This is a genomic window from Streptomyces sp. NPDC047315 (assembly GCF_040643215.1).
Lineage (GTDB): Bacteria > Actinomycetota > Actinomycetes > Streptomycetales > Streptomycetaceae > Streptomyces.
The window spans coordinates 1-20,788 of record NZ_JBEYTZ010000067.1; the positions used below are offsets into that span (position 1 = coordinate 1).

Here is a 20,788-nt window from a genome sequence, read left to right on the forward strand (position 1 = left end):
CCAACCACCCCTGCACCAACCCCAACACACCCGAAACCACACCAGAAACCACCCCACCACCAACCAACCCACCAGAACCCACACCACCCACACCACCCACACCACCCACCACAACCAACACCACCGACGGAACCACACCACCCCCATCAACCACCCCCACCAACGACCCCAAATCCCGATGGACCTGTACGCCGTGGAATCCGGACAGCAGCTCGCTGCCCTCGGGGGCGATCACCGCGACGTCGGAGTCCAGCGGCACGCCGACGGGCAACCGGTCCCGGTCGAGCGCCGTCCACTCGACCCGGAACAGCGAGTCCGCGACCGCGGGCCCGGTGGCCGCAGGGCCGGCGGAGGCCACCGGTCGGGAGAGGATCCCGTCGACGGCGACGACCGGGTTGCCGGCCGGGTCGGTCGCGGAGACGGCAAGCGTGCCGTCCTGCTGCGTGGTGGCCCTGACCCGTAGCACGGTGGCACCGCCGGCGAAGAGGGTGACGCCGTTCCACACGAACGGCAGGTGCGCCTCGCGCTGCGGGGCGTCGTCTTCGGTGAGCTCCAGCAGCCCTGCATGGAGCACGGAGTCCAGGAGCGCGGGGTGGATGCCGTACGCCGCGGCTTCCGTACGCACGTCCTCCGGGAGCTCGACCTCGGCGAACACCTCGTCACCGCGCCGCCACGCCGCCCGCAAACCACGGAACGCCGACCCGTACTCGTACCCCGCACCCGCCAACCGCTCGTAAAACCCCTCAAGCGAAACCGACTCCGCCCCCGCCGGCGGCCACACCGTCCCCTGGCCGACGGGCTCGGTGGGTGCGACGTCCGTCAGCAGGCCGCTGGCGTGTCGGGTCCAGGGCCGTACGTCGCCGGTGGCCGGCCTCGACTGGACGGTCACCGGCCGGCTGCCGGCCCCGTCCGGGGGCGCCACCCGGACCTGGAGTTCCACTTCCGTCCGCTCGTCGAGCGTCAGCGGCACTTCGAGGGCCAGTTCGTGGAGCCGTTCGCACCCGACCTCGTCCCCGGCGCGCACGGCGAGTTCCACGAACGCGGCGCCGGGCAGCAGCACCGAGCCGTTCACCGCGTGCCCCGCGAGCCACGGCTGCGTGCGCAGCGACAGTCGGCCGGTCAGTACGACGGTGTCCTCGTCGGCCACCTGGACCAGGGCGCCGAGCAGCGGGTGGCCGGCCTCGCCGAGGCCCAGGGCGGTGAGGTCGCCGGCGTCGGGGGCGGCCGGTTCGAGCCAGTACTGCTCCCGCTGGAAGGGGTACGTGGGCAGGTCGAGGTCGGTCGGCGGGGCGGGCAGCACCGGGGTCCAGTCGACGGGTACGCCGTGCACGTGTGCCTGGGCGAGGGACTTCAGGAAGCGGTCGGGGCCGCCGTCGTCGCGTTGCAGAGTTCCGATGGTGACGGCCTGCGAGCCGGCGTCCTCCAGGGTCTGGGTGAGCCCGAGCCGGAGCACCGGATGCGTGCTGACCTCGATGAACGTGCCGTAGCCCAGGTCGAGCAGACGGCGGGTGGCGGTCTCGAACTCCACGGGCTGGCGGAGGTTGCGGTACCAGTAGTCGGCGTCGAGCGTGGTGGTGTCGACGGGTTCGCCGGTGACCGTGGAGCAGAGCAGCAGCGGTGCGCCATGTGCGGTGACGCCGGCCAGCGAGCTCGCCAGTTCCTCGCGGATCGTCTCGACGTGGGCGGAGTGGGAAGCGTAGTCGACCGCGATGCGGCGGGCCCGTAGCCCGTCGGCTTCGCACTCGGCGATCAGCTTCGTCACGGCTTCGGTATCGCCGGCGACGACGCTGGAGCGCGGGCCGTTCGCGGCGGCGAGGGAGATCCGACCGTTCCAGTGGGCGAGCCGGGCTTCGAGGGCGGTGCGCTCCTCGCCGACGGAGGCCATGGTTCCCTCTCCGGCGAGTTTGACGATGGCGGCGCTGCGCAGGACGACGATGCGGGCGGCGTCCGCCAGGGAGAGGGCGCCGGCGACGTGGGCGGCAGCTATTTCGCCCTGGCTGTGGCCGACGACCCCGGACGGTTCGACGCCGTGGGCGCGCCACAGTGCGGCGAGCGACACCATGACGGCGAACGACACGGGTTGGACGACGTCGACCCGGTCCAGGTCGGGGGCGCCTTCGGCGCCGTTTAGGATGTCGGTGAGCGACCAGTCCACCAGGTCGGCGAAGGCGGCCTCGCACTCGGCGATCTTGGCGGCGAACACCCGTGAGGTGGTGAGGAGTTCCCGGGCCATGCCGTCCCATTGGGCGCCCTGGCCGGGGAAGACGAAGGCGATCCGGCCGGACTTGGCGACCTGGCCGGAGACGTTCTGCGGGGCGGGGGCGTCCTCGGCGATGGCGTGGAGCCCGGCGACGAGGTCGGCCCGGTCGGCGGCGACGACGACGGCACGGCGGTCCAGGGCGGCTCGGGTGTGGGTGAGCGCGGCGCCGAGGGTCGCGGGGGCGACGTCGGGTCGGGCGTCGGCGAAGTCCGCCAGGCGGCGGGCCTGGGCGCGGAGCGCGGCGGGGGACTTCGCGGCGACGAGCCAGGGCACCACCGGGGTGCGCCAGTGCGGCTCGAAGGACCCAGCGGGCTCGACGGACTCGGCGGGCTCTGCGGGCTCTGCGGGTTGGCTCTCGGCGTCGGGGGCGGCGGTGTCGGCCCGGGGCGGTTCTTCGAGGATCAGATGGGCGTTGGTGCCGCTGATGCCGAACGCGGAGACGGCGGCCCGGCGCGGTTCGTCGCCGGGCCGCCAGTCGCGGGCCTCGGTCAGCAGCCGCACCGCACCCGAACTCCAGTCGATGTGCGGCGACGGCGCGTCGACGTGCAGGGTCTTGGGCAGCGTGCCGTGTTGCAGGGCGAGGACCATCTTGATGACGCCCGCCATGCCGGCCGCGGTCGCGGTGTGCCCGATGTTCGACTTCACCGAGCCCAGCCACAGCGGCTTGTCCGCGTCCCGGTCCTGACCGTACGTCGCAAGCAGCGCCTGCGCCTCGATCGGGTCGCCCAGAGTCGTACCGGTGCCGTGCGCCTCCACCGCGTCGACCTGTCGCGCCGACACTCCGGCGTCGGCCAGGGCAGCCCGGATGACCCGCCGCTGCGAGGGGCCGTTGGGCGCCGTCAGGCCGTTGGACGCACCGTCCTGGTTGACCGCCGAGCCGCGCACGACGGCGAGGATCCGGCGTCCGTTGCGCACCGCGTCGGCGAGCCGTTCCACCACCAGTACGCCGAATCCTTCCGACAGTCCGGTGCCGTCGGCGGCTGCGGCGAACGCCTTGGCGCGGCCGTCGGCCGCGAGGCCGCGCTGACGGCTGAAGCCGAGGAAGAGCCCGGGCGAGGCGAGGACCATGACGCCGGCGGCGACGGCCAGCGAGCACTCGCCGCGGCGCAGCGACTGGCCTGCCAGGTGCAGGGCGACGAGGGAGGAGGAGCAGGCGGTGTCCGCGGTGACGGCAGGGCCCTCCAGCCCGAAGGTGTACGAGATGCGGCCCGAGAGCACGCTGACGGCGCCGCCCGTCAGCGTGTAGCCCTCGATCTCGGCGGGCAGCCGCGCACCGCTGCCGTACCCGGACGGCGATGCGCCGACGAACACCCCGGTGCGGGTGCCGTGGAGTTTCAGCGGGTCGATCCCGGTGCGTTCGAAGGCTTCCCATGCGCCTTCGAGCAGCAGCCGCTGCTGCGGGTCCATGGCGAGCGCTTCGCGCGGTGAGATGCCGAACAGCTCGGCGTCGAACTGCGTCGCCGTGTCGACGAAGCCGCCTTCGCTGACGTACGACTTCCCCGCCTGGTCCGGGTCGTCGTCGAAGAGGCTCTCCAGCGGCCAGCCGCGGTCGTCGGGGAACTTGGTGAGCGCGTCGCCGCCACGCTCCAGCAGTTGCCAGAAGTCCTCGGGGGACCTGACGTCGCCGGGGAAGCGGCAGGACATGCCGACGATCGCGAGCGGTTGGGTAGCCGCCGTCTCCAGGTGCTGGATCTGCCGGCGCGCCTGACGCAGGTCGGTGGTGGCCCGCTTCAGGTACTCGCGGAGCTTGTCTTCGGTCTTCACGCCTTCACCTCGTTACGACGGATGGATGTCCTGGCGGGCGCCTGCGGCGCGGTGGGGGGTGCGGCGCCGGTCACGAGGTGCCGAGTTCGCCGTCGAGGAGTTCGAACAGTTCGCTGTCGGTCGCGGAGTCCAGGTCGCCGTCCTCGTCGCCCCCGTCGGGAAGGAGGGCGGCGGTGCCGCTCTGCCAGGTGGACAGCAGGGCCCGGAGCCGGCCGGTGACCTCGGTGCGCGCTTCGTCGTCCGCGTCCGGGACCGCGGTCAGGACCGACTCGAACCGGTCGAGCTCCGCGCGCAGCCGGGTCGCGGCGTCGGGCTCGGCGCCGGCGAGTTCGGAGCGGAGGTGGTCGACCAGGGCGCGCGCCGTCGGGTAGTCGAAGACCATCGAGGAGTGCAGGCTCAGACCGGTCGCGGTCTTCAGCCGGTTGCGGAGTTCGACGGCGGTGAGCGAGTCGAAGCCGAGGTCCCGGAACGCGCCGTTCACCTCGACTGCCGAGTTGTCCTGGTGGCCGAGTACGGCGGCGATCTCGCGGACCACCAGCTCCTGCAGCGTGAGGAGCTGTTCCTCGCGCGTCTGGTCGGCGAGCTTGGTGCGCAGCACGGCGGCCGGGTCGTCGGCGGCGCCGTCGTTGCCGGTGCCGTCGGTCGGCATGGCCTCGCGCGCCTCGGGCACGTCCTCGATGAGCCGGCTGGGCCGTTCGGCCACGTAGATCGGGGTGAACCGGTCCCAGCGGAGGTCGATGACGACCCGATAGGTCTCGTCGTGGTCCAGTGCCTGGCGCAGCGCGGTGGTGGCGGCCTCGGGGTCCATCTCCATCAGGCCGTGGCTGCGGGCGCGGTCGCCCACTGATCCGTCGGCCATGCCGCCGCCGGCCCAGGTGCCCCATCCGATGGAGGTCGCGGTCAGGCCCTGCTCGCGGCGCCGCTCGGCGAAGGCGTCAAGGAAGGCGTTGCTCGGGGCGTAGTTGCCGAGCCCGGGCGAGCCGAAGGTGGCCGCCGTCGAGGAGAACAGCACGAACGCCGTCAGGTCCATGCCTTCCGTCACGGCGTGCAGGTTGAGCGCGCCCCCGACCTTGACGCGCTGCACCCGGTCCATCTGGTCGGGGTTCAGGGAGGCGAGGACGCCGTCCTCCAGTACGGCCGCGGTGTGGATGACGGCCCTCAACGGCACTTCGTCGCAGGTCGCGTCGAGGAGCGCGGCCAGTGCGGCACGGTCGGACACGTCGCAGGAGCGGATGGTGACGCGTTTGGCGCCGAGGGTGAGGAGTTCGTCTTCGAGTGCTTCGGCGCCGGGGGCGTCGGGGCCGCTGCGGCTGATCAGCAGCAGGTGCTCGGCGTTCTCCCGGGCGAGCCAGCGGGCGACGTTGGCGCCTATGCCGCCGGTTCCGCCGGTGATGAGCACGGTGCCGTCGGGCTGCCAGTTGCGTACGGGCTCTCCGGTCAGGGGCGCCCTGACCAGCCGCCTCGCGAGCGCTCCGGAGGCGCGCAGGGCGACCTGGTCCTCGTGGTCCGTGGCGGCCAGCACCTGGGCGAGGCGGCGGGAGGTCGGTTCGTCGAGCTCGGTCGGGAGGTCGAGCAGACCGCCCCAGGTCTCCGGGTGTTCGAGGGCCGCGACCCGGCCGAGGCCCCACCCCTGTGCTTGTACGGGGTTGGTGTCGACGTCGCCGGGGCCGGTGCGGACGGCGGAGCGGGTCACGCTCCACAGCCGGGCTTCCGAGCGGACGTCGGCCCACGCCTGGACGAGGGCCAGGGTCGCCGCGACGCCGGCGGGGAGCACTTCGTACCCGGGTGCGGTGGTGTCGGCCAGTGCGAGGAGGGACAGCACGCCGGTCGCGTCGCGGTGGGCGAGCAGTTCCGTGGCCAGTTCGCCGCGGTCGGCAGCGGGGTCGACGGTGATGCGGTGGACCTGCGCACCGGCTTCGACGAGCGTCCGCTCGCAGAAGGGGACGGCCGGGTCGTCTTCGAGACCGGCGGGTACGGCGAGCAGCCAGGTGCCGCTGAGCGGCGGCCGGTCGGTGGGCAGCCGGAGCGGCTTCCACACGACGCGGTATCCCCACGAGTCGAGGGCGGCGCCCTCGCGCTTGCGGCGCCGCCAGGAGGCGAGCGCCGGCAGCACTTCGGCGAGCGGGCCCCTGCCGACGGCTTCGCCCTCGCCGGGCAGGTCCCGGCTGAGGGTGCTGGCCAGGGCTTCCAGGTCTTCCTGTTCGACGAGGTGCCAGAAGCTGGCGTCGACGTCGTCGGTCGTGCCGCTGGCCTCGGGGGCCCGGCCGTAGAAGGTGTCCAGCCAATAGCGTTGGCGCTGGAAGGGGTAGGTGGGCAGGTCGGGTATCGCCGTGGCGCCGGGGAGGAGGGGGGACCAGTCGACGGCCAGTCCGTTCGTGAACGCTTGCGCCAGAGCGGTGCACCACTGACGACGGTCACCGTGGTCACGACGGAGGGAACCCCACACCACCGGACCACACTCATCCGACACGGCTTCGATGTCGGTGATGTGGTCGAAGATGTCCTCCACAGCGGGGACGAGCACCGGGTGGGCGCTGACCTCCACGAAGTGCGTGAAACCCTCACCCAACATGCTGGTGACAGCAGTGAGGAACTCCACCGGCTCCCGAAGATTACGGATCCAGTAGTCAACGTCCAAAGTCTCCGTCGCCATCGGCGCACCCGTGACGGAGGAGAACACCGTTAGCGAGCTCTTGCGCGCCTCGATGCCACCCAGGGCGCTGCGCACCTCATCCACGACTTCATCGATGTGGGGCGAGTGCGAGGCGTAGTCCACGGCGATCTTCCGAGCGGACACACCCGTCTCGGTGCAGTGGGCGATGACGTCGGCTATCCCGTCCGGGCTGCCGGAGACCACGACCGAGTTCGGCCCGTTCTCCGCAGCCACCCACACCTCACCCGCCGCCACCGACCCCACCACTGCCTCGGCGTCAGAACGTGACAGGCGAAGGGACGCCATCGCACCCCGACCCGACAACTGCCGAATCGCCTTACTCCGCGCCACCACTACCCGTGCAGCGTCAGCCAACGACAAACCACCCGCCACACACACCGCAGCAATCTCACCCTGACTGTGTCCGACCACACCCGACGGCTCGACCCCATGCACACGCCACAACCGAGCAAGGGCCACCATCACCGCAAACGACACCGGCTGCACCACATCAACACGATCCAAGCCGGCGTCAGGCCCCTCACCCATGAGCACCTCACGCAACGACCAATCCACCAACGGGGAAAGGACTCCCTCACACGCCTCGATCACCTCAGCAAACACCGAAGACGAATCCAAAAGACCCCGCCCCATACCCACCCACTGAGCCCCCTGACCAGGGAACACAAACCCCACACCGCCCACGGAACGAGCACTGCCGGCCGTCAGGCCGCCATCAGCGATCTGCTTCAACCCGGAGACGGCCTCGTCCACCGACCCCGCCACCACCACGGCACGCCGATCCCACACCGACCGCCCTGACACCAACGTCTCGGCCAGTCCCGCCAGTTTGGGGCCGGACCCGGACTCCAGGAACCGGCCCAGTTCACCGGCGACCGCTCGCAGACCGCGCTCACCGCGACCGGACACGACCAACGGCACCGGCAGCAGGCCGGCCCCGTCGTCGGTCTCGTCCTCGGGTCGGGCCGGGGCCTGCTCCGTCGGTGCCTCTTCCAGGATCACGTGCGCGTTGGTGCCGCTGATGCCGAAGGAGGACACCCCGGCCCGTCGCGGCCGGCCCTCCTCCCGCGCCCACTCGCGCGCCTGCGTCAGCAGCTCCACGTCGCCCGAAGCCCAATCCACGTGTGGCGATGGCTCGTCGATGTGCAGGGTCTTCGGCAGCACCCCGTGCCGCATCCCCAGGACCATCTTCATCACTCCGCCCACACCGGCGGCGGCGGCCGTGTGCCCGATGTTCGACTTCAACGAACCCAGCCACAGCGGCCGGTCGGGCTCCCGCTCCTGCCCGTACGTCGCCAGCAGCGCCTGTGCCTCGATGGGGTCGCCGAGCTTGGTACCCGTACCGTGCGCCTCCACCACGTCGACCTCGCCGGCCGACAGCCGGGCATCGCGCAGCGCCGCCCGTATCACGCGCTGTTGCGACGGGCCGTTCGGCGCCGTCAACCCGTTCGACGCACCGTCCTGGTTCACCGCCGAACCCCGCACCACCGCCAACACCCGACGCCCGTTCCGTACGGCGTCCGAAAGCCGCTCCACCAACAGGACGCCCACGCCCTCGGCGGGTCCGAAGCCGTCGGCGGCTGCGGAGAACGCCTTGCAGCGGCCGTCGGCCGCGAGCCCCCGCTGTCGGCTGTACTCGATGAACGAGGCGGGGCTCGGCATCACGGCGGCGCCGCCGACCAGCGCGCGGGTGCACTCGCCGCTGCGCAGCGACTGGACCGCCAGGTGCAGCGCGACCAGCGACGACGAGCACGCGGTGTCGATGGTGATGGCGGGGCCTTCGAGTCCGAGCGTGTAGGCGACGCGGCCGGATGCGACGCTCGTCATGTTGCCGGTGCCGAGGTAGCCGGCCACGGTGTCGGGCAGCTGGTCCCAGTGGACGGCGTAGTCGGAGGTGATGACGCCCATGAACACGCCGGTGTCGTCGCCGCGGACCGACGACGGGTCGATGCCGGCCCGTTCGAACGCCTCCCAGGACGTCTCCAGCAGCAGCCGCTGCTGCGGGTCCATCGCCAGCGCCTCGCGCGGCGAGATCCCGAAGAACTCCGCGTCGAAGTCCGCCGCGTCGTAGAGGAACCCGCCGCCCCGTACGTAGCTCTTGCCCGGCTCGTCCGGATCGGGCGAGTACATGCCGGTGATGTCCCATCCGCGGTCGTCCGGGAACCCGGCGACCGCGTCGCCTCCGGAGCGGATCAGTTCCCACAGCGCTTCGGGGCTCGTCACGCCGCCGGGGAAGCGGCACGCCATGCTGGTGATCGCCAGCGGCTCGTTCGTCGCGGAGCCCGTTGCGGAGCCCGTCGTGCCGGATCGCTGCGGCGTGCCGGCGGTGAGGGTGCCGGTCCCGAGCATGGTGGTCAGCAGGTGGCCGGCCACCCGGTGCGGCGACGGGTAGTCGAACAGCAGGGACGCGGGCAGCCGCAGCCCGGTGACCGAGCTGAGTCGGTTGCGCAGTTCGACGGCGGTCAGCGAGTCGAAGCCGACTTCCTGGAAGGCGCGATCGGCCTCGATGGACTGGGCGGACGCGTGTCCCAGTACGGTCGCGGCGTGCTGGCGCACCAGGTCGAGTACGGTGCGTTCGCGTTCCGCCGGCGGCAGTGGCCGCAGCCGGCGGAGCCATGCCGAGGACTCGGCGCCGCGCCCGACCCGGCCGCGGACCAGGGCCCGGAACAGGGGCGCCACACCCGTCGCCGTCGCTTGCTCCCGCAGCCTGCCCAGGTCGAGGCGGGCGGCGAGCAGGACGCCGTGGTCGAGCCCGTGCGCGCGGTCGAAGAGGTCGAGTCCGTAGCGGTTGTCCATGGCCGTGACACCGCTGCGGGCCATCCGCTGGAGGTCGGCCTCGTCGAGGTGCGCGGTGAGTCCGGTGGCCTCCGCCCAGTAGCCCCAGGCCAGTGACGTGCCGGCCTGGCCGCGTGCCCTGCGCTGTTCGGCGAGGGCGTCGAGGTAGGCGTTGGCCGCGGCGTAGTTGCCCTGGCCGCCGCCGCCGAGGAGTCCTGCGGCCGAGGAGAACAGGGCGAAGAGCGACAGGTCGTGTCGTTGCGTCAGCTCGTCGAGGTGTGCGGCGGCGTCGACCTTGGGGCGCAGCACCCGGGCGAGGCGTTCGGGCGTCAGCGAGGTGATGAGCCCGTCGTCCAGCACGCCGGCGGCGTGGATCACCCCGGTGAGCCGGTCGGGCTCGGGCAGGTCGGTCAGGAGGGCCGCCAGCTGCTCGCGGTCGGACACGTCGCAGGCGGCGATGGTCACGTCGGCGCCCAGCTCCACGAGCTGGGCTTCCAGCTCGGCCGCGCCTTCGGCATCGCGTCCGCGGCGGCTGGTGAGGACGACGCGACGGGCACCGAAGGCTTGGACCACGTGCCGGGCGAGGAGTCCGCCGAGGGTGCCGGTGCCGCCGGTGATCAGGACGGTGTCCTGTTCGGGGAGCGCTGCTCGGGGCGTGTCGGCGGGGTGTTCGGCGCGCACCAGCCGGGGTGCGCGTACCGCGCCGTCGCGCAGCGCGATCTGGTTCTCCTGGGCGCTGACGGCCGTCGCGACGGCCCGGGCGAACCCGTCGACCTCCACCACGCCGGCGTCCGCGTCCGCGTCGACATCGACATCGACATCGACATCGACGAGGAGGATGCGGCCGGGGTGTTCCGCCTGGGCGGAGCGGACCAGTCCGCTGAGGGCGGCGTGCGCGGGGTCGGTGATGGTGTCGCCGTGCCCGGTCGCCACGGCGCCGCGGGTGACGAGCACCAGCAGGGTGTCGCCGAGGGCCGGGGCGTCGAGCCACTGGTGCAGCAGTGTCAGGGCCGCAGCGGCGCTGTCGTGTACGGATTCGGCGACCGGGGCGGTGGCGTCGCTCGGCGCGAACTGGACGACGACGGCCTCGGGCGCGATCCCGGTCTCGGTCACGGTCGTGGTCGTGGTCGCGGATCCGTCCTGGTCGACGTGCTCGAACAGGGCGTCCAGGTCCGGGAATGCGGTGGCGGACTCGCCGAGTGACTCGGCCAGTCGGAGCGGGTCCGGGCCGACGACCGCCCAGGTGTCGACGGTTTCGTCCGCCTCTTCTCCCAGCTGCGGCCAGGACACGGCGAAGAGCGCGCGGTCGTGCACCGCGACGGTGTCGGTGCGGCGCTCCTGGGGCGAGCCCAGGGTGACGGATTCGGCGGTCAGGACGGTTCGACCGGCCTCGTCGAAGAGTTCCAGGTGGAAGGCGTCCGGGTCGCGGTCCGTGGGGCACAGGCGGGCGCGGAGTTCGGTGGCTCCGGAGGCGTGCACGGTGACGCCGCGCCATTCGGTCGCCGGTGCGGCGCCGCGGAGGGCGGCCGGGTCGTGCAGGGCCGCGTCCAGCAGCGCCGGGTGCAGGACGAAGCGTTCGGCGCCGCCCTTGTCCCCGTCCGGCCGGGCCAGTACGGCGTAGTGCTCGCCGTCCTTGCGCCAGGCGGCCCGGACGGCTCGTGCGTCGGGCTCGACGTCCGTTCCGGCGGCGGCCAGTTGCTCGTAGAGCTCTGCCACGTCGACGGGTTCCGCGCCATCGGGCGGCCAGCTCTCCGGCGAGCTGCTGGCTTCGGCGGCGAGGGTTCCGGGGGAAAGGGTGCCCGTGGCGTGTTCGGTCCAGGGTTCGTCGGCGGGGGCCCCGACGGTCTGGGAGAAGATCCGCACGGTGCACCGTCCGCGTTCGTCGGGGGCGGTGACGGAGACCTGGAGCTGTACGGAGCCGTGCTCGGTCAGGCGCAGCGGCGCGCCGACGGTGAGGGTGTCGAGGCGGTGGCAGTCGACTTCTTCGCCGGCGCGGACGGCGAGTTCGACGAAGGCGGCCGGCGGGAGTTCGATCGCGTCGTCGCGCCGGTGTTCGGACAGCCAGGGCTGGTGGCGCACGGACAGCAGACCGGTTTGCAGGGTGCCGCCGGCGGCGACGGTGACCGTGGCGCCGAGCAGGGCGTGGTTGGCCGTCCCCAGTCCGAGGGCGGTGGGGTCGGCGGCGGCCTTGCCGTCGAGCCAGTAGCGCTCGCGTTGGAAGGCGTACGTGGGCAGGTCGACGGCCTCGGCCCCGGCGGGCAGCAGCGGGGTCCAGTCGACGGGCAGGCCGCTGACGTGGGCCTGGGCGAGCGCGGTGGCGAACCTGTCGATGCCGCCGTCGTCTCGGCGCAGGGTGCCCAGGGTGCCGGCCGTGCTGTCGAGTTCGTCGATGACCTGCTGGATTCCGACGGCGAGCACGGGGTGCGAGCTGACTTCGAGGAACGTGGTGCAGCCCTGGTCGAGCAGGGTGCGGGTGGCGGCTTCGAACTCGACGGGCTCGCGGAGGTTGCGGTACCAGTAGGCGGCGTCGAGGCCGGTGGTGTCGAGCGAGGCGCCTTCGACGGTGGAGCAGAAGACGATCGACGCGGGCAGCGGGGTGACGTCGGCCGCGATGTCGGCCAGTTGTTCGCGGAGGCTTTCGACGTGCGGTGAGTGCGAGGCGTAGTCGACGGCGATCCGTCGGGCCCTGACGCCCTCTCGTTCGCAGCGGGCCACCACGGCCTCGACGGCGGCGGGTTCGCCGGAGACCACGGTGGCCTGCGGTCCGTTCACGGCGGCGAGGGAGACCCGGCCGCCCCATTCCTCCAGCCGCCGCTCGACCTCCGTGCGGTCGAGGGCGATCGAGGCCATGGCGCCGTGCCCGGCGAGCGCGGTGATCGCCCGGCTGCGCAGGGCCACCAGGCGTGCGCCGTCCTGGAGCGAGAGCGCGCCGGCGACGACGGCGGCGGCGATCTCGCCCTGGCTGTGCCCCAGTACGGCGTCGGGCGTGATGCCGTGGGCCTGCCACAGTCGGGCGAGGGAGACCATGACCGCGAAGGACGCGGGCTGGACGACGTCGACCCGGTCGAGGCCGGGCGCGCCGTCGGCGCCGGTGAGGACGGCGGTCAGGGACCAGTCGACGTGGGGGGCGAGGGCGGTCTCGCACTCGGCGACCGCGGCGGCGAAGACCGGTGATCCGGCCAGCAGGTCGGCTCCCATGCCGGCCCATTGGGCGCCCTGCCCCGGGAACACGAACACCGTGCGGCCCCCGCGCCGGGCGGTGCCCTCGGCCGTGCCGGGGCCGCCGCGACCCGCGGCGAGCTCCCGTAGCCGGGTGAGGAGTTCGTCGCGGTCGGTGCCGAGGACGACGGCGCGGCGTTCGAGCAGCGTACGGGTGGTGAGCAGGGCGGCGGACACGTCGGCAGCCGACAGCTCGGGGCGCTCGGCGACGAAGGCGGCGAGCCGTTCGGCCTGGGCGACGAGGGCGGATTCGGTCTTGCCGGAGACGATCCACGGCAGGGGTCCGCCGGGCGCCGCGGCGACGGCCGCTACGGCCGGCTCGGCGACTTCGTCGGTGTCCTCGTCACTGGCTGCGTCATTGGCCGGGCCGGTGTCCTCGTCACTGACTGCGTCGGTACCCGCGGCGGTGGCTTCTTCCACGATGACGTGGGCGTTGGTGCCGCTGATGCCGAACGAGGAGACGGCCGCCCGGCGCGGAGTTGTGCCCGCCGGCCATTCGCGCGCCTCGGTGAGCAGCCGGACCGCGCCGGCCTCCCAGTCGATGTGCGGCGACGCTTCGTCGACGTGCAGGGTCTTGGGGAGCCTGCCGCTGCGCAGGGCGAGGACCATCTTGATGATGCCGGCCATGCCGGCGGCGGCCTGGGTGTGTCCGATGTTGGACTTGACCGAGCCCAGCCACAGCGGCTCGGCGGCGTCCCGGTCCTGACCGTACGTCGCCAGCAGCGCCTGGGCCTCGATGGGGTCGCCGAGGGAGGTGCCGGTGCCGTGCGCCTCCACCACGTCGATCTCCGACGGGGTCAGGCCGGCGTTGGCGAGCGCCTGGCGGATGACCCTCATCTGGGCGAGGTCGTTGGGGGCGGTGATGCCGTTGGACGCACCGTCCTGGTTGACCGCGGAGCCCCGGATCACGGCGAGCACCCGGTGTCCGTTGCGCCGGGCGTCGGAGAGCCGTTCGACGAGCAGGGTGCCGACCCCTTCGGACAGCCCCATGCCGTCCGCAGCCGCCGAGAACGCCTTGCAGCGCCCGTCGGCGGCCAGGCCGCGCTGCCGGCTGAAGCCGATGAACTCGACGGGCGTCGACATGATCGACACGCCGCCGACCAGCGCCAGGGTGCAGTCCCCGCGGCGCAGCGCCTGCCCGGCCCAGTGCAGCGCCACCAGCGAGGAGGAGCAGGCGGTGTCGACGGTCACGGCGGGGCCTTCGAGTCCGAAGACGTACGACAGCCGGCCGGACAGGATGCTCAGCGCGCCGCCGGTGAGCGTGTACCCCTCCACCTCTTCCGGCACGTCGGCCTCGGCGGCGTACCCCGCGGGCCAGGCGCCGACGAAGACCCCGGTCCGGCTGCCGCGCAGCGTCCGCGCGTCGATCCCCGCGCGTTCGAAGACCTCCCAGGCCGACTCCAGGAGCACCCTCTGCTGGGGGTCCATGGCGAGTGCTTCGCGGGGCGAGATGCCGAACAGTTCGGCGTCGAACTCTCCGACCCGTTGGACGAAGCCGCCCTCGCGGACGTAGCTGGTGCCCACGTGGTCCGGGTCGGGGTGGAAGAGGTCTTCCAGGTTCCACCCGCGGTCGTCGGGCAGCTCGGAGATGGCGTCGCCGCCTTCGTCGGCCAGCCGCCACAGGTCCTCGGGGGATTCGACGCCGCCGGGGAACCGGCAGGCCATGCCGACGATCGCCAGCGGCTCGGAGTCGGCGGCTTCGACTTCGCGCAGCCTGGTGCGGGTCTGGCCCAGTTCGACCGTGACCCGTCGCAGGTATTCGCGAAGCTTTTCCTCGTTCGTCATTGCTGTCCTTCCCGGTCGCTGAGCCTCGCGTCGGCGGTTCAGAAGCTGCCGAGTTCCTTGTCGATCAGTGCGAACATCTCGTCGTCGGACGTACCGTCGACGGCGGTGAGGGCGTCGCCCCCGGAGTCGGCTTCCGGCGCGCCGTGGGAGAGCCGACGGGCCAGGTCACGCAGCCGGCCGGCGGCGGCCTCGCGTTCGCCCTCGCCGGCCGTGAAGGTGGCGACGGCCCGTTCCAGGGCTTCGAGTTCGGCGGTCAGCCCTGCGTGCTCCGCGCTCCGCTGCAGTGCGTCGGCGACCGGTATCCGTTCGAGCAGGTGCTGGGCGAGCGCGAGGGGGGTGGGGCGGCTGAAGACCACGGTGGCCGGCAGGCGCAGGCCGGTGGCGGCGGAGAGCCGGTTGCGCAGTTCCACGGCGGTCAGCGAGTCGAGGCCCAGGCTTTGGAACGGGGTCTCGGGGTCGACGGCGCTGCCGGTGGCGTGGCCCAGGACTTCGCCGACGTGCCCGGTGACCCGTTCGAGCACGATCCGCAGCCGCTCGCCGTCGGGCCGCCCCGCGAGCTGTCCGGCCAGCGCGCCCGGCCCCTCCGCCGTTTCGCCGGCGGCCTTGGGGCGCGGGCCGCGTACGAGCGCACGCAGCAGTGGGGGCACGGAGGCCGGGTCACGGCCGTCGAACCGGTCGGCGCGCAGTCGGGCTCCGATGAGCGCCGGGGCTCCGGTGACGAGGGCCCGGGCGGTCAGCGCGCCGCGGTCGGTGCCGGCCATCGGCCGGAGGAACGAGAGCGCGGCGGGTGGGCGTTCGTCGGGGCCCCAGGTGAGGGCGAGCGTACGCCGGCCGGCTGCGCGTCCTCGACGGGCCAGGGCTTCCAGGTAGGCGCCGGCGGCGGCCGATTCGACCGGGGTCGGATCGGCGGTGGTGGGGGCGGCTGGGGTCGGCCATCCGAAGGTGGCGGCGATCGAGCCGGTCAACACCAGAGTGGTCTTGCTGTCTGCTGTCAGTTCGTCCAGCGCGCGACCGGTCCGGATCGCTTCGACGGCCGGGGCTCCGGGGCCGCCGGTGTGGGTGGCGGCATGAATGACGGCGTCCGGTGCGTACGAACTCAGCAGTTCGGCCAGAGCGTTCTGGACGGTGCTGTCGGTTCGGTCGGTCTGGTCGGGGTCGTACGGGACGGTCTTGACGTCCAGGCCCGGCAGAGCGGGCGCAGCGACCGCGGCTCCGTCCTGCGGCGCCGGAGCGGCGACGACCAGCCGCTCGGCCCCGAGGGCGAGAGCGGTCCGGTGTGCCGGCTCCCACGAGAGTGGGTCGACGGGCCCGATCCACAGGACGGTGGGGTGGGCGGGCACGGGTTCTTCGTCCGGTACGACGCGCCGCAGCCGGGGCACCAGGACCTGCCCCCGGCGGACCGCCAGGCGCGGCTCGTGCGCGGCGACGGCAGCGCCGAGCGCCGCGGGCAGGGCGGCGGCGGACGCGACGTCGTCGTCGAGGTCGACTTGGAGCACCTGACCGGGGCGCTCGGCGGACCACGCGGTCACCAGGCCGCGGACGGCCGCTGCGTTCGGGTCCACGGGGTCGGCTTCGGCGTCCTCGGCGTGCCATGTGACGCACACCAACCGTGCCTGTTCGAGGCGTTGTTGCTCCGTCCAGTCGTGGAGGCGTGCGTGGGCGTCGGCAAGGATCCCGGAGACGTGCGCGGCGTCGTCCGTCGCGCCTTGGGAGAAGGGGACCACCACAAGGTCCGCCTCCGGTCCGAGACCGTCGAGCTCGGCGAACCCGGCGACGCGGTGCCCGTCGCACCCGGCCAGCGTGCCGTCGGGGTCGACGACCGTGAGGGCGGCCGGCGCTCCGTCCGTCGTGAGCGGGATCCACTCCACCTCGAAGAGCGTGTCCCCGCGGCCGGGCAGTGCCGACTGGTTCACCTCGCGGTACTGCAACGCGTCGACGGTGACCACGGGGCGGCCGGCCAGGTCCGTTGCACGTACGGCGACGGTGTCCGGGGCGGGTACGGAGAGGTGGACCCGCAGGCTGGTCGCTCCGGTGGAGTGCAGGGTGAGTCCGCTCCACGCGAAGGGCATGGTGGAGCGTTCGCCGCTGGCCGCGAACACGGCCGCCTGGAGGGCCGTATCGAGCAGCACCGGGTGCAGCCCGTAGCGGTCGGCCTCGCTGCGGCGGGCGTCGGGGAGGGCGACCTCGGCGAACACGTCCGTTCCCCGCCGCCACGCCGCGCGCAGCCCCTGGAAGGCCGGGCCGTAGCCGTAGCCCGCCTGCTCCAGGCGGTCGTACAGGTCGGTGACCTCCAGCGCCTCGGTATCGACGGGCGGCCAGGGCCCAGGCACGCGCCCACCGCTGCCGGGGCCGGGGCCGGGGCCGGGGCCGGCCGCGAGGAGGCCGGAGACGTGTCGCGTCCACGGCTCGTCCGGCGGGGCGTCGGTGGGTCGGGAGTGGACGGAGACCGGGCTGCGGCCGAGGGCGTCGCGTTCGTCCACGACGACCTGTACGTCCACGCCGTCGCCGAGCGTCAGCGGCGCCTCGACGGTCAGTTCCTCCACGTGCCCTGCGCCCACGTCCTCCGCGGCACGCAGGGCCAGTTCCACGAACACGGCGCCGGGCGCGAGGGCCGTACCGCGTACGGAGTGCTCCTGCAGCCAGGGCTGGGCGGAAGGGGAGAGCCGTCCCGTCAGCAGTACGCGAGGGGAGCCCGCGAGCGCGACCGAGGCTCCGACGAGGGGGTGCCCCGTGGGACGCAGGCCGACGCCGGCGGTGTTTCCGGCCGGGTCCGGTTCGAGCCAGTAGCGTTGGTGTTGGAAGGGGTAGGTGGGCAGGTCGGGTATCGCCGTGGCGCCGGGGAGGAGGGGGGACCAGTCGACGGCCAGTCCGTTCGTGAACGCGTGCGCCAGAGCGGTGCACCACTGACGACGGTCACCGTGGTCACGACGGAGGGAACCCCACACCACAGGACCACCGTCTGTTGAATCGGTGGCGTGGTCGAAGATGTCCTCCACGGCGGGGACGAGCACCGGGTGGGCGCTGACCTCCACGAAGTGCGTGAAACCCTCACCCAACATGCTGGTGACAGCAGTGTGGAACTCCACCGGCTCCCGAAGATTACGGATCCAGTAGTCAACGTCCAGGCTCTCGGTCGCCATCGGCGCACCCGTGACGGAGGAGAACACAGTGAGCGAACTCTTCCGAGCCTCGATACCACCCAGGGCGCTGCGCACCTCATCCACGACGTCATCGATGTGGGGCGAGTGCGACGCATAGTCCACGGCGATCTTCCGGGCCGAAACACCTTCATGTTTGCAGTGGTTGATGACGTCGGCTATCCCGTCCGGGCTGCCGGAGACCACGACCGAACCCGGCCCGTTCTCCGCAGCCACCCACACCACACCCGCCGCCACCGACCCCACCACTGCCTCGGCGTCAGAACGTGACAGGCGAAGGGACGCCATCGCACCCCGACCCGACAACTGCCGAATCGCCTTACTCCGCGCCACCACTACCCGTGCAGCATCAGCCAACGACAAACCACCCGCCACACACACCGCAGCAATCTCACCCTGACTGTGCCCAACCACACCCGACGGCTCGACCCCATGCACACGCCACAACCGAGCAAGGGCCACCATCACCGCAAACGACACCGGCTGCACCACATCAACACGATCCAAACCAGCGTCAGCCCCCTCACCCATGAGCACCTCACGCAACGACCAATCCACCAACGGGGAAATGACTCCCTCACACTCCTCGATCACCTCAGCAAACACCGAAGACGAATCCAAAAGACCCCGCCCCATACCCACCCACTGAGCCCCCTGACCAGGGAAGACGAACCCCACACCGCCCACGGAACGAGCATTGCCCACCACCACGCCCTCACCCACACCACCATCAGCAACCTGCTGAAACCCCGACACCGCCTCCTCCACCGAACCCGCCACCACCACACCCCGCCGATCCAACACCGACCGCCCCGACACCAACCCCCCAGCCAACCCCACCAACCCACAACCCGAACCCGAGCCCACGAACTCACCAAATCCACCCGCCACATCAGCCAAAGCAGACCGCGACGCAGCAGAAACCACCAACGGAACCGGCAACAACTCAGCCCCACCAGACTCAGAAGCCGCACCCTCCTCCGCCGGCGCCTCCTCCACAATCACATGCGCATTCGTGCCACTCATCCCGAACGACGACACCCCAGCCCGCCGCGGACGACCCTCCTCACGCACCCACCCCCGCGACTCCGTCAACAACTCCACCGCACCCGAAGCCCAATCCACATGCGACGACGCCACATCCACATGCAACGTCCTCGGCAACACCCCCCGCTGCAACGCCAGCACCATCTTCATCACACCCGCCACACCAGCAGCGGCAGCCGGATGTCCGATGTTCGACTTCAGCGACCCCAACCACAGCGGCCGGTCCGGCTCCCGCTCCTGCCCGTACGTCGCAAGTACGGCTTGGGCTTCGATCGGGTCGCCCAGTTTGGTTCCCGTCCCGTGCGCCTCCACCACGTCCACCTCGGCAGCAGACAGCCGGGCATCGCGCAGCGCCGCCCGAATCACCCGTCGTTGGGACGGGCCGTTCGGCGCCGTCAACCCGTTCGACGCACCGTCCTGATTCACCGCCGAACCCCGCACCACCGCCAACACCTTGTGGCCGTTCCGCTGGGCGAGGGAGAGCCGTTCCACAACGAGCACGCCGACGCCTTCGGCCCAGCCCGTCCCGTCGGCCGAATCCGAGAAGGCCCTGCACCGGCCGTCCGCCGACAGTCCGCCCTGTCGGCCGAACTCGATGAACCCGGTGGGCGTGGCCAGCACGTTCACGCCCCCCACGAGGGCAAGCGAGCACTCGCTCTGTCGTAGCGCCTTGCCGGCGAGATGCAGCGCGACCAGCGACGACGAGCACGCGGTGTCCACCGTCACGGCGGGGCCTTCGAGCCCGAACGCGTACGACAGCCGCCCTGAGAGGACGCTGGCCGCCGAGCCCGTGAGGACGTAGCCGCCGCGCTCCTCGAACCGGGCGCCGTCTCCGTAGCCGGAGGGCGATCCGCCCATGAAGACGCCGGTCGCGCTTCCGGCGAGGCCACGGGGCTCGATGCCGGCGTGCTCCAACGCCTCCCAGGAGGTCTCCAGGAGCAGCCGCTGCTGCGGGTCCATCGCCAGCGCCTCGCGCGGCGAGATCCCGAAGAACTCCGCGTCGAAGTCCCCTGCGTCGTAGAGGAACCCGCCCTGAGCGACCGAGGGGCCGTTCGTCCCGTCCGGATCGGCGAAGATGGCGGCGGTGTCCCAGTGCCGGTCCTCGGGGAATCCCCCGATGGCGTCCCTGCCTTCGTCGACGAGACCCCACAGGTCCTTCGGAGACCTCACGCCGCCGGGCAGTCGACAGGCCATTCCGACGATCGCCAGCGGCTCGCGGCTCCGCTCCTCGTTCTCCGCGAGCCGGCCACGGGTGGAATGCAGATCGGCGGTGACGCGGCGGAGATACTGAACCAGCTCTTCTTCGTTAGCCATGGCGAATCGTCTCCCTCCAAAGATCGGTGATCGTTTTGCGGGCGGGGGATCTCATGAGGTGCCGAACTCCTCGTCAATGAACGCCAGAAGCTGGTCGGCGGAAGCCTCTTCCAGCAGGTGCGAAGCGGTGTCGCTCGCGCCGTTGCTCGCCCCGCGTCGGCAGAGCGCTGCGAGCGCTTCGAGCCGGGCCCCGATCGCGTCGACGTCCTCGCCGAGACCCGGGCGGCCGAGGACCGTCTCCAGCCGGTCCAACTCGGCCAGGACCGAGACGGGACGCGACGACTCCTGCGGCGTCAGCTGCTCGTCGATGAAGGCGGCGAGGGCGTCGGGCGTCGGGTGGTCGAAGATCATGGTGGCGGGCAGGGACACTCCGCTCGCGCGGGAGAGCCGGTCACGGAGTTGGATCGAGGCGAGCGAGTCGAACCCGATCTCGTTGAACGCCCGGTCCGCCTGGATCCCCCCGTCGCCGGCGTGCCCCAGTACGGAGGCGGTGTGCGTCTTCACCAGGTCGACGAGGGCGCGACGCCGCTCGTCGTCCCCCAGGGCCAGCAGTTCCTCGAACTCCGCGGACTCGCCGAGTTCGCTCGCTTCGTCGGCCGCTTCGAGAACAGTTCCCTGACGCGGCTGGATGTTGGCGAGGAGGGGGCTGGGCCGGCTGGAGGTGAACAGACTGCCGAAGCGCTCCCAGTCGACGTCGGCGACGGTGATCAGCCCTTCGTCGCCGAGTACTGCCTGTTCCAGAGCCTCGATCGCGTCCGCCGGCGGCATCGCAACAAGACCACGCCGACGCAA

Annotated in this window: 4 protein-coding genes; all 4 read right to left on the reverse strand. The window is 72.1% G+C overall.

Annotation, left to right across the window (positions count from 1 at the left end; genetic code table 11):
• On the reverse strand, positions 1–4,024 hold a 4,024-nt coding region (locus tag ABZ842_RS37850; protein WP_361548084.1), incomplete at its 3' end, for a type I polyketide synthase.
• Between the two features lie 70 nt (positions 4,025–4,094).
• Positions 4,095–14,477, reverse strand: coding sequence for a type I polyketide synthase (locus ABZ842_RS37855; RefSeq protein WP_361548087.1), 10,383 nt, complete (start codon positions 14,475–14,477; stop codon positions 4,095–4,097).
• Positions 14,478–14,515: 38 nt separating this feature from the next.
• The gene (locus ABZ842_RS37860; RefSeq protein WP_361548090.1) at positions 14,516–19,996 is read right to left on the reverse strand and encodes a beta-ketoacyl synthase N-terminal-like domain-containing protein; all 5,481 of its coding nucleotides are present in this window, start codon (positions 19,994–19,996) and stop codon (positions 14,516–14,518) included.
• Between the two features lie 51 nt (positions 19,997–20,047).
• Positions 20,048–20,788 (reverse strand): phosphopantetheine-binding protein (locus ABZ842_RS37865; RefSeq protein ID WP_361548093.1); only part of this gene is annotated, 741 nt, incomplete at its 5' end.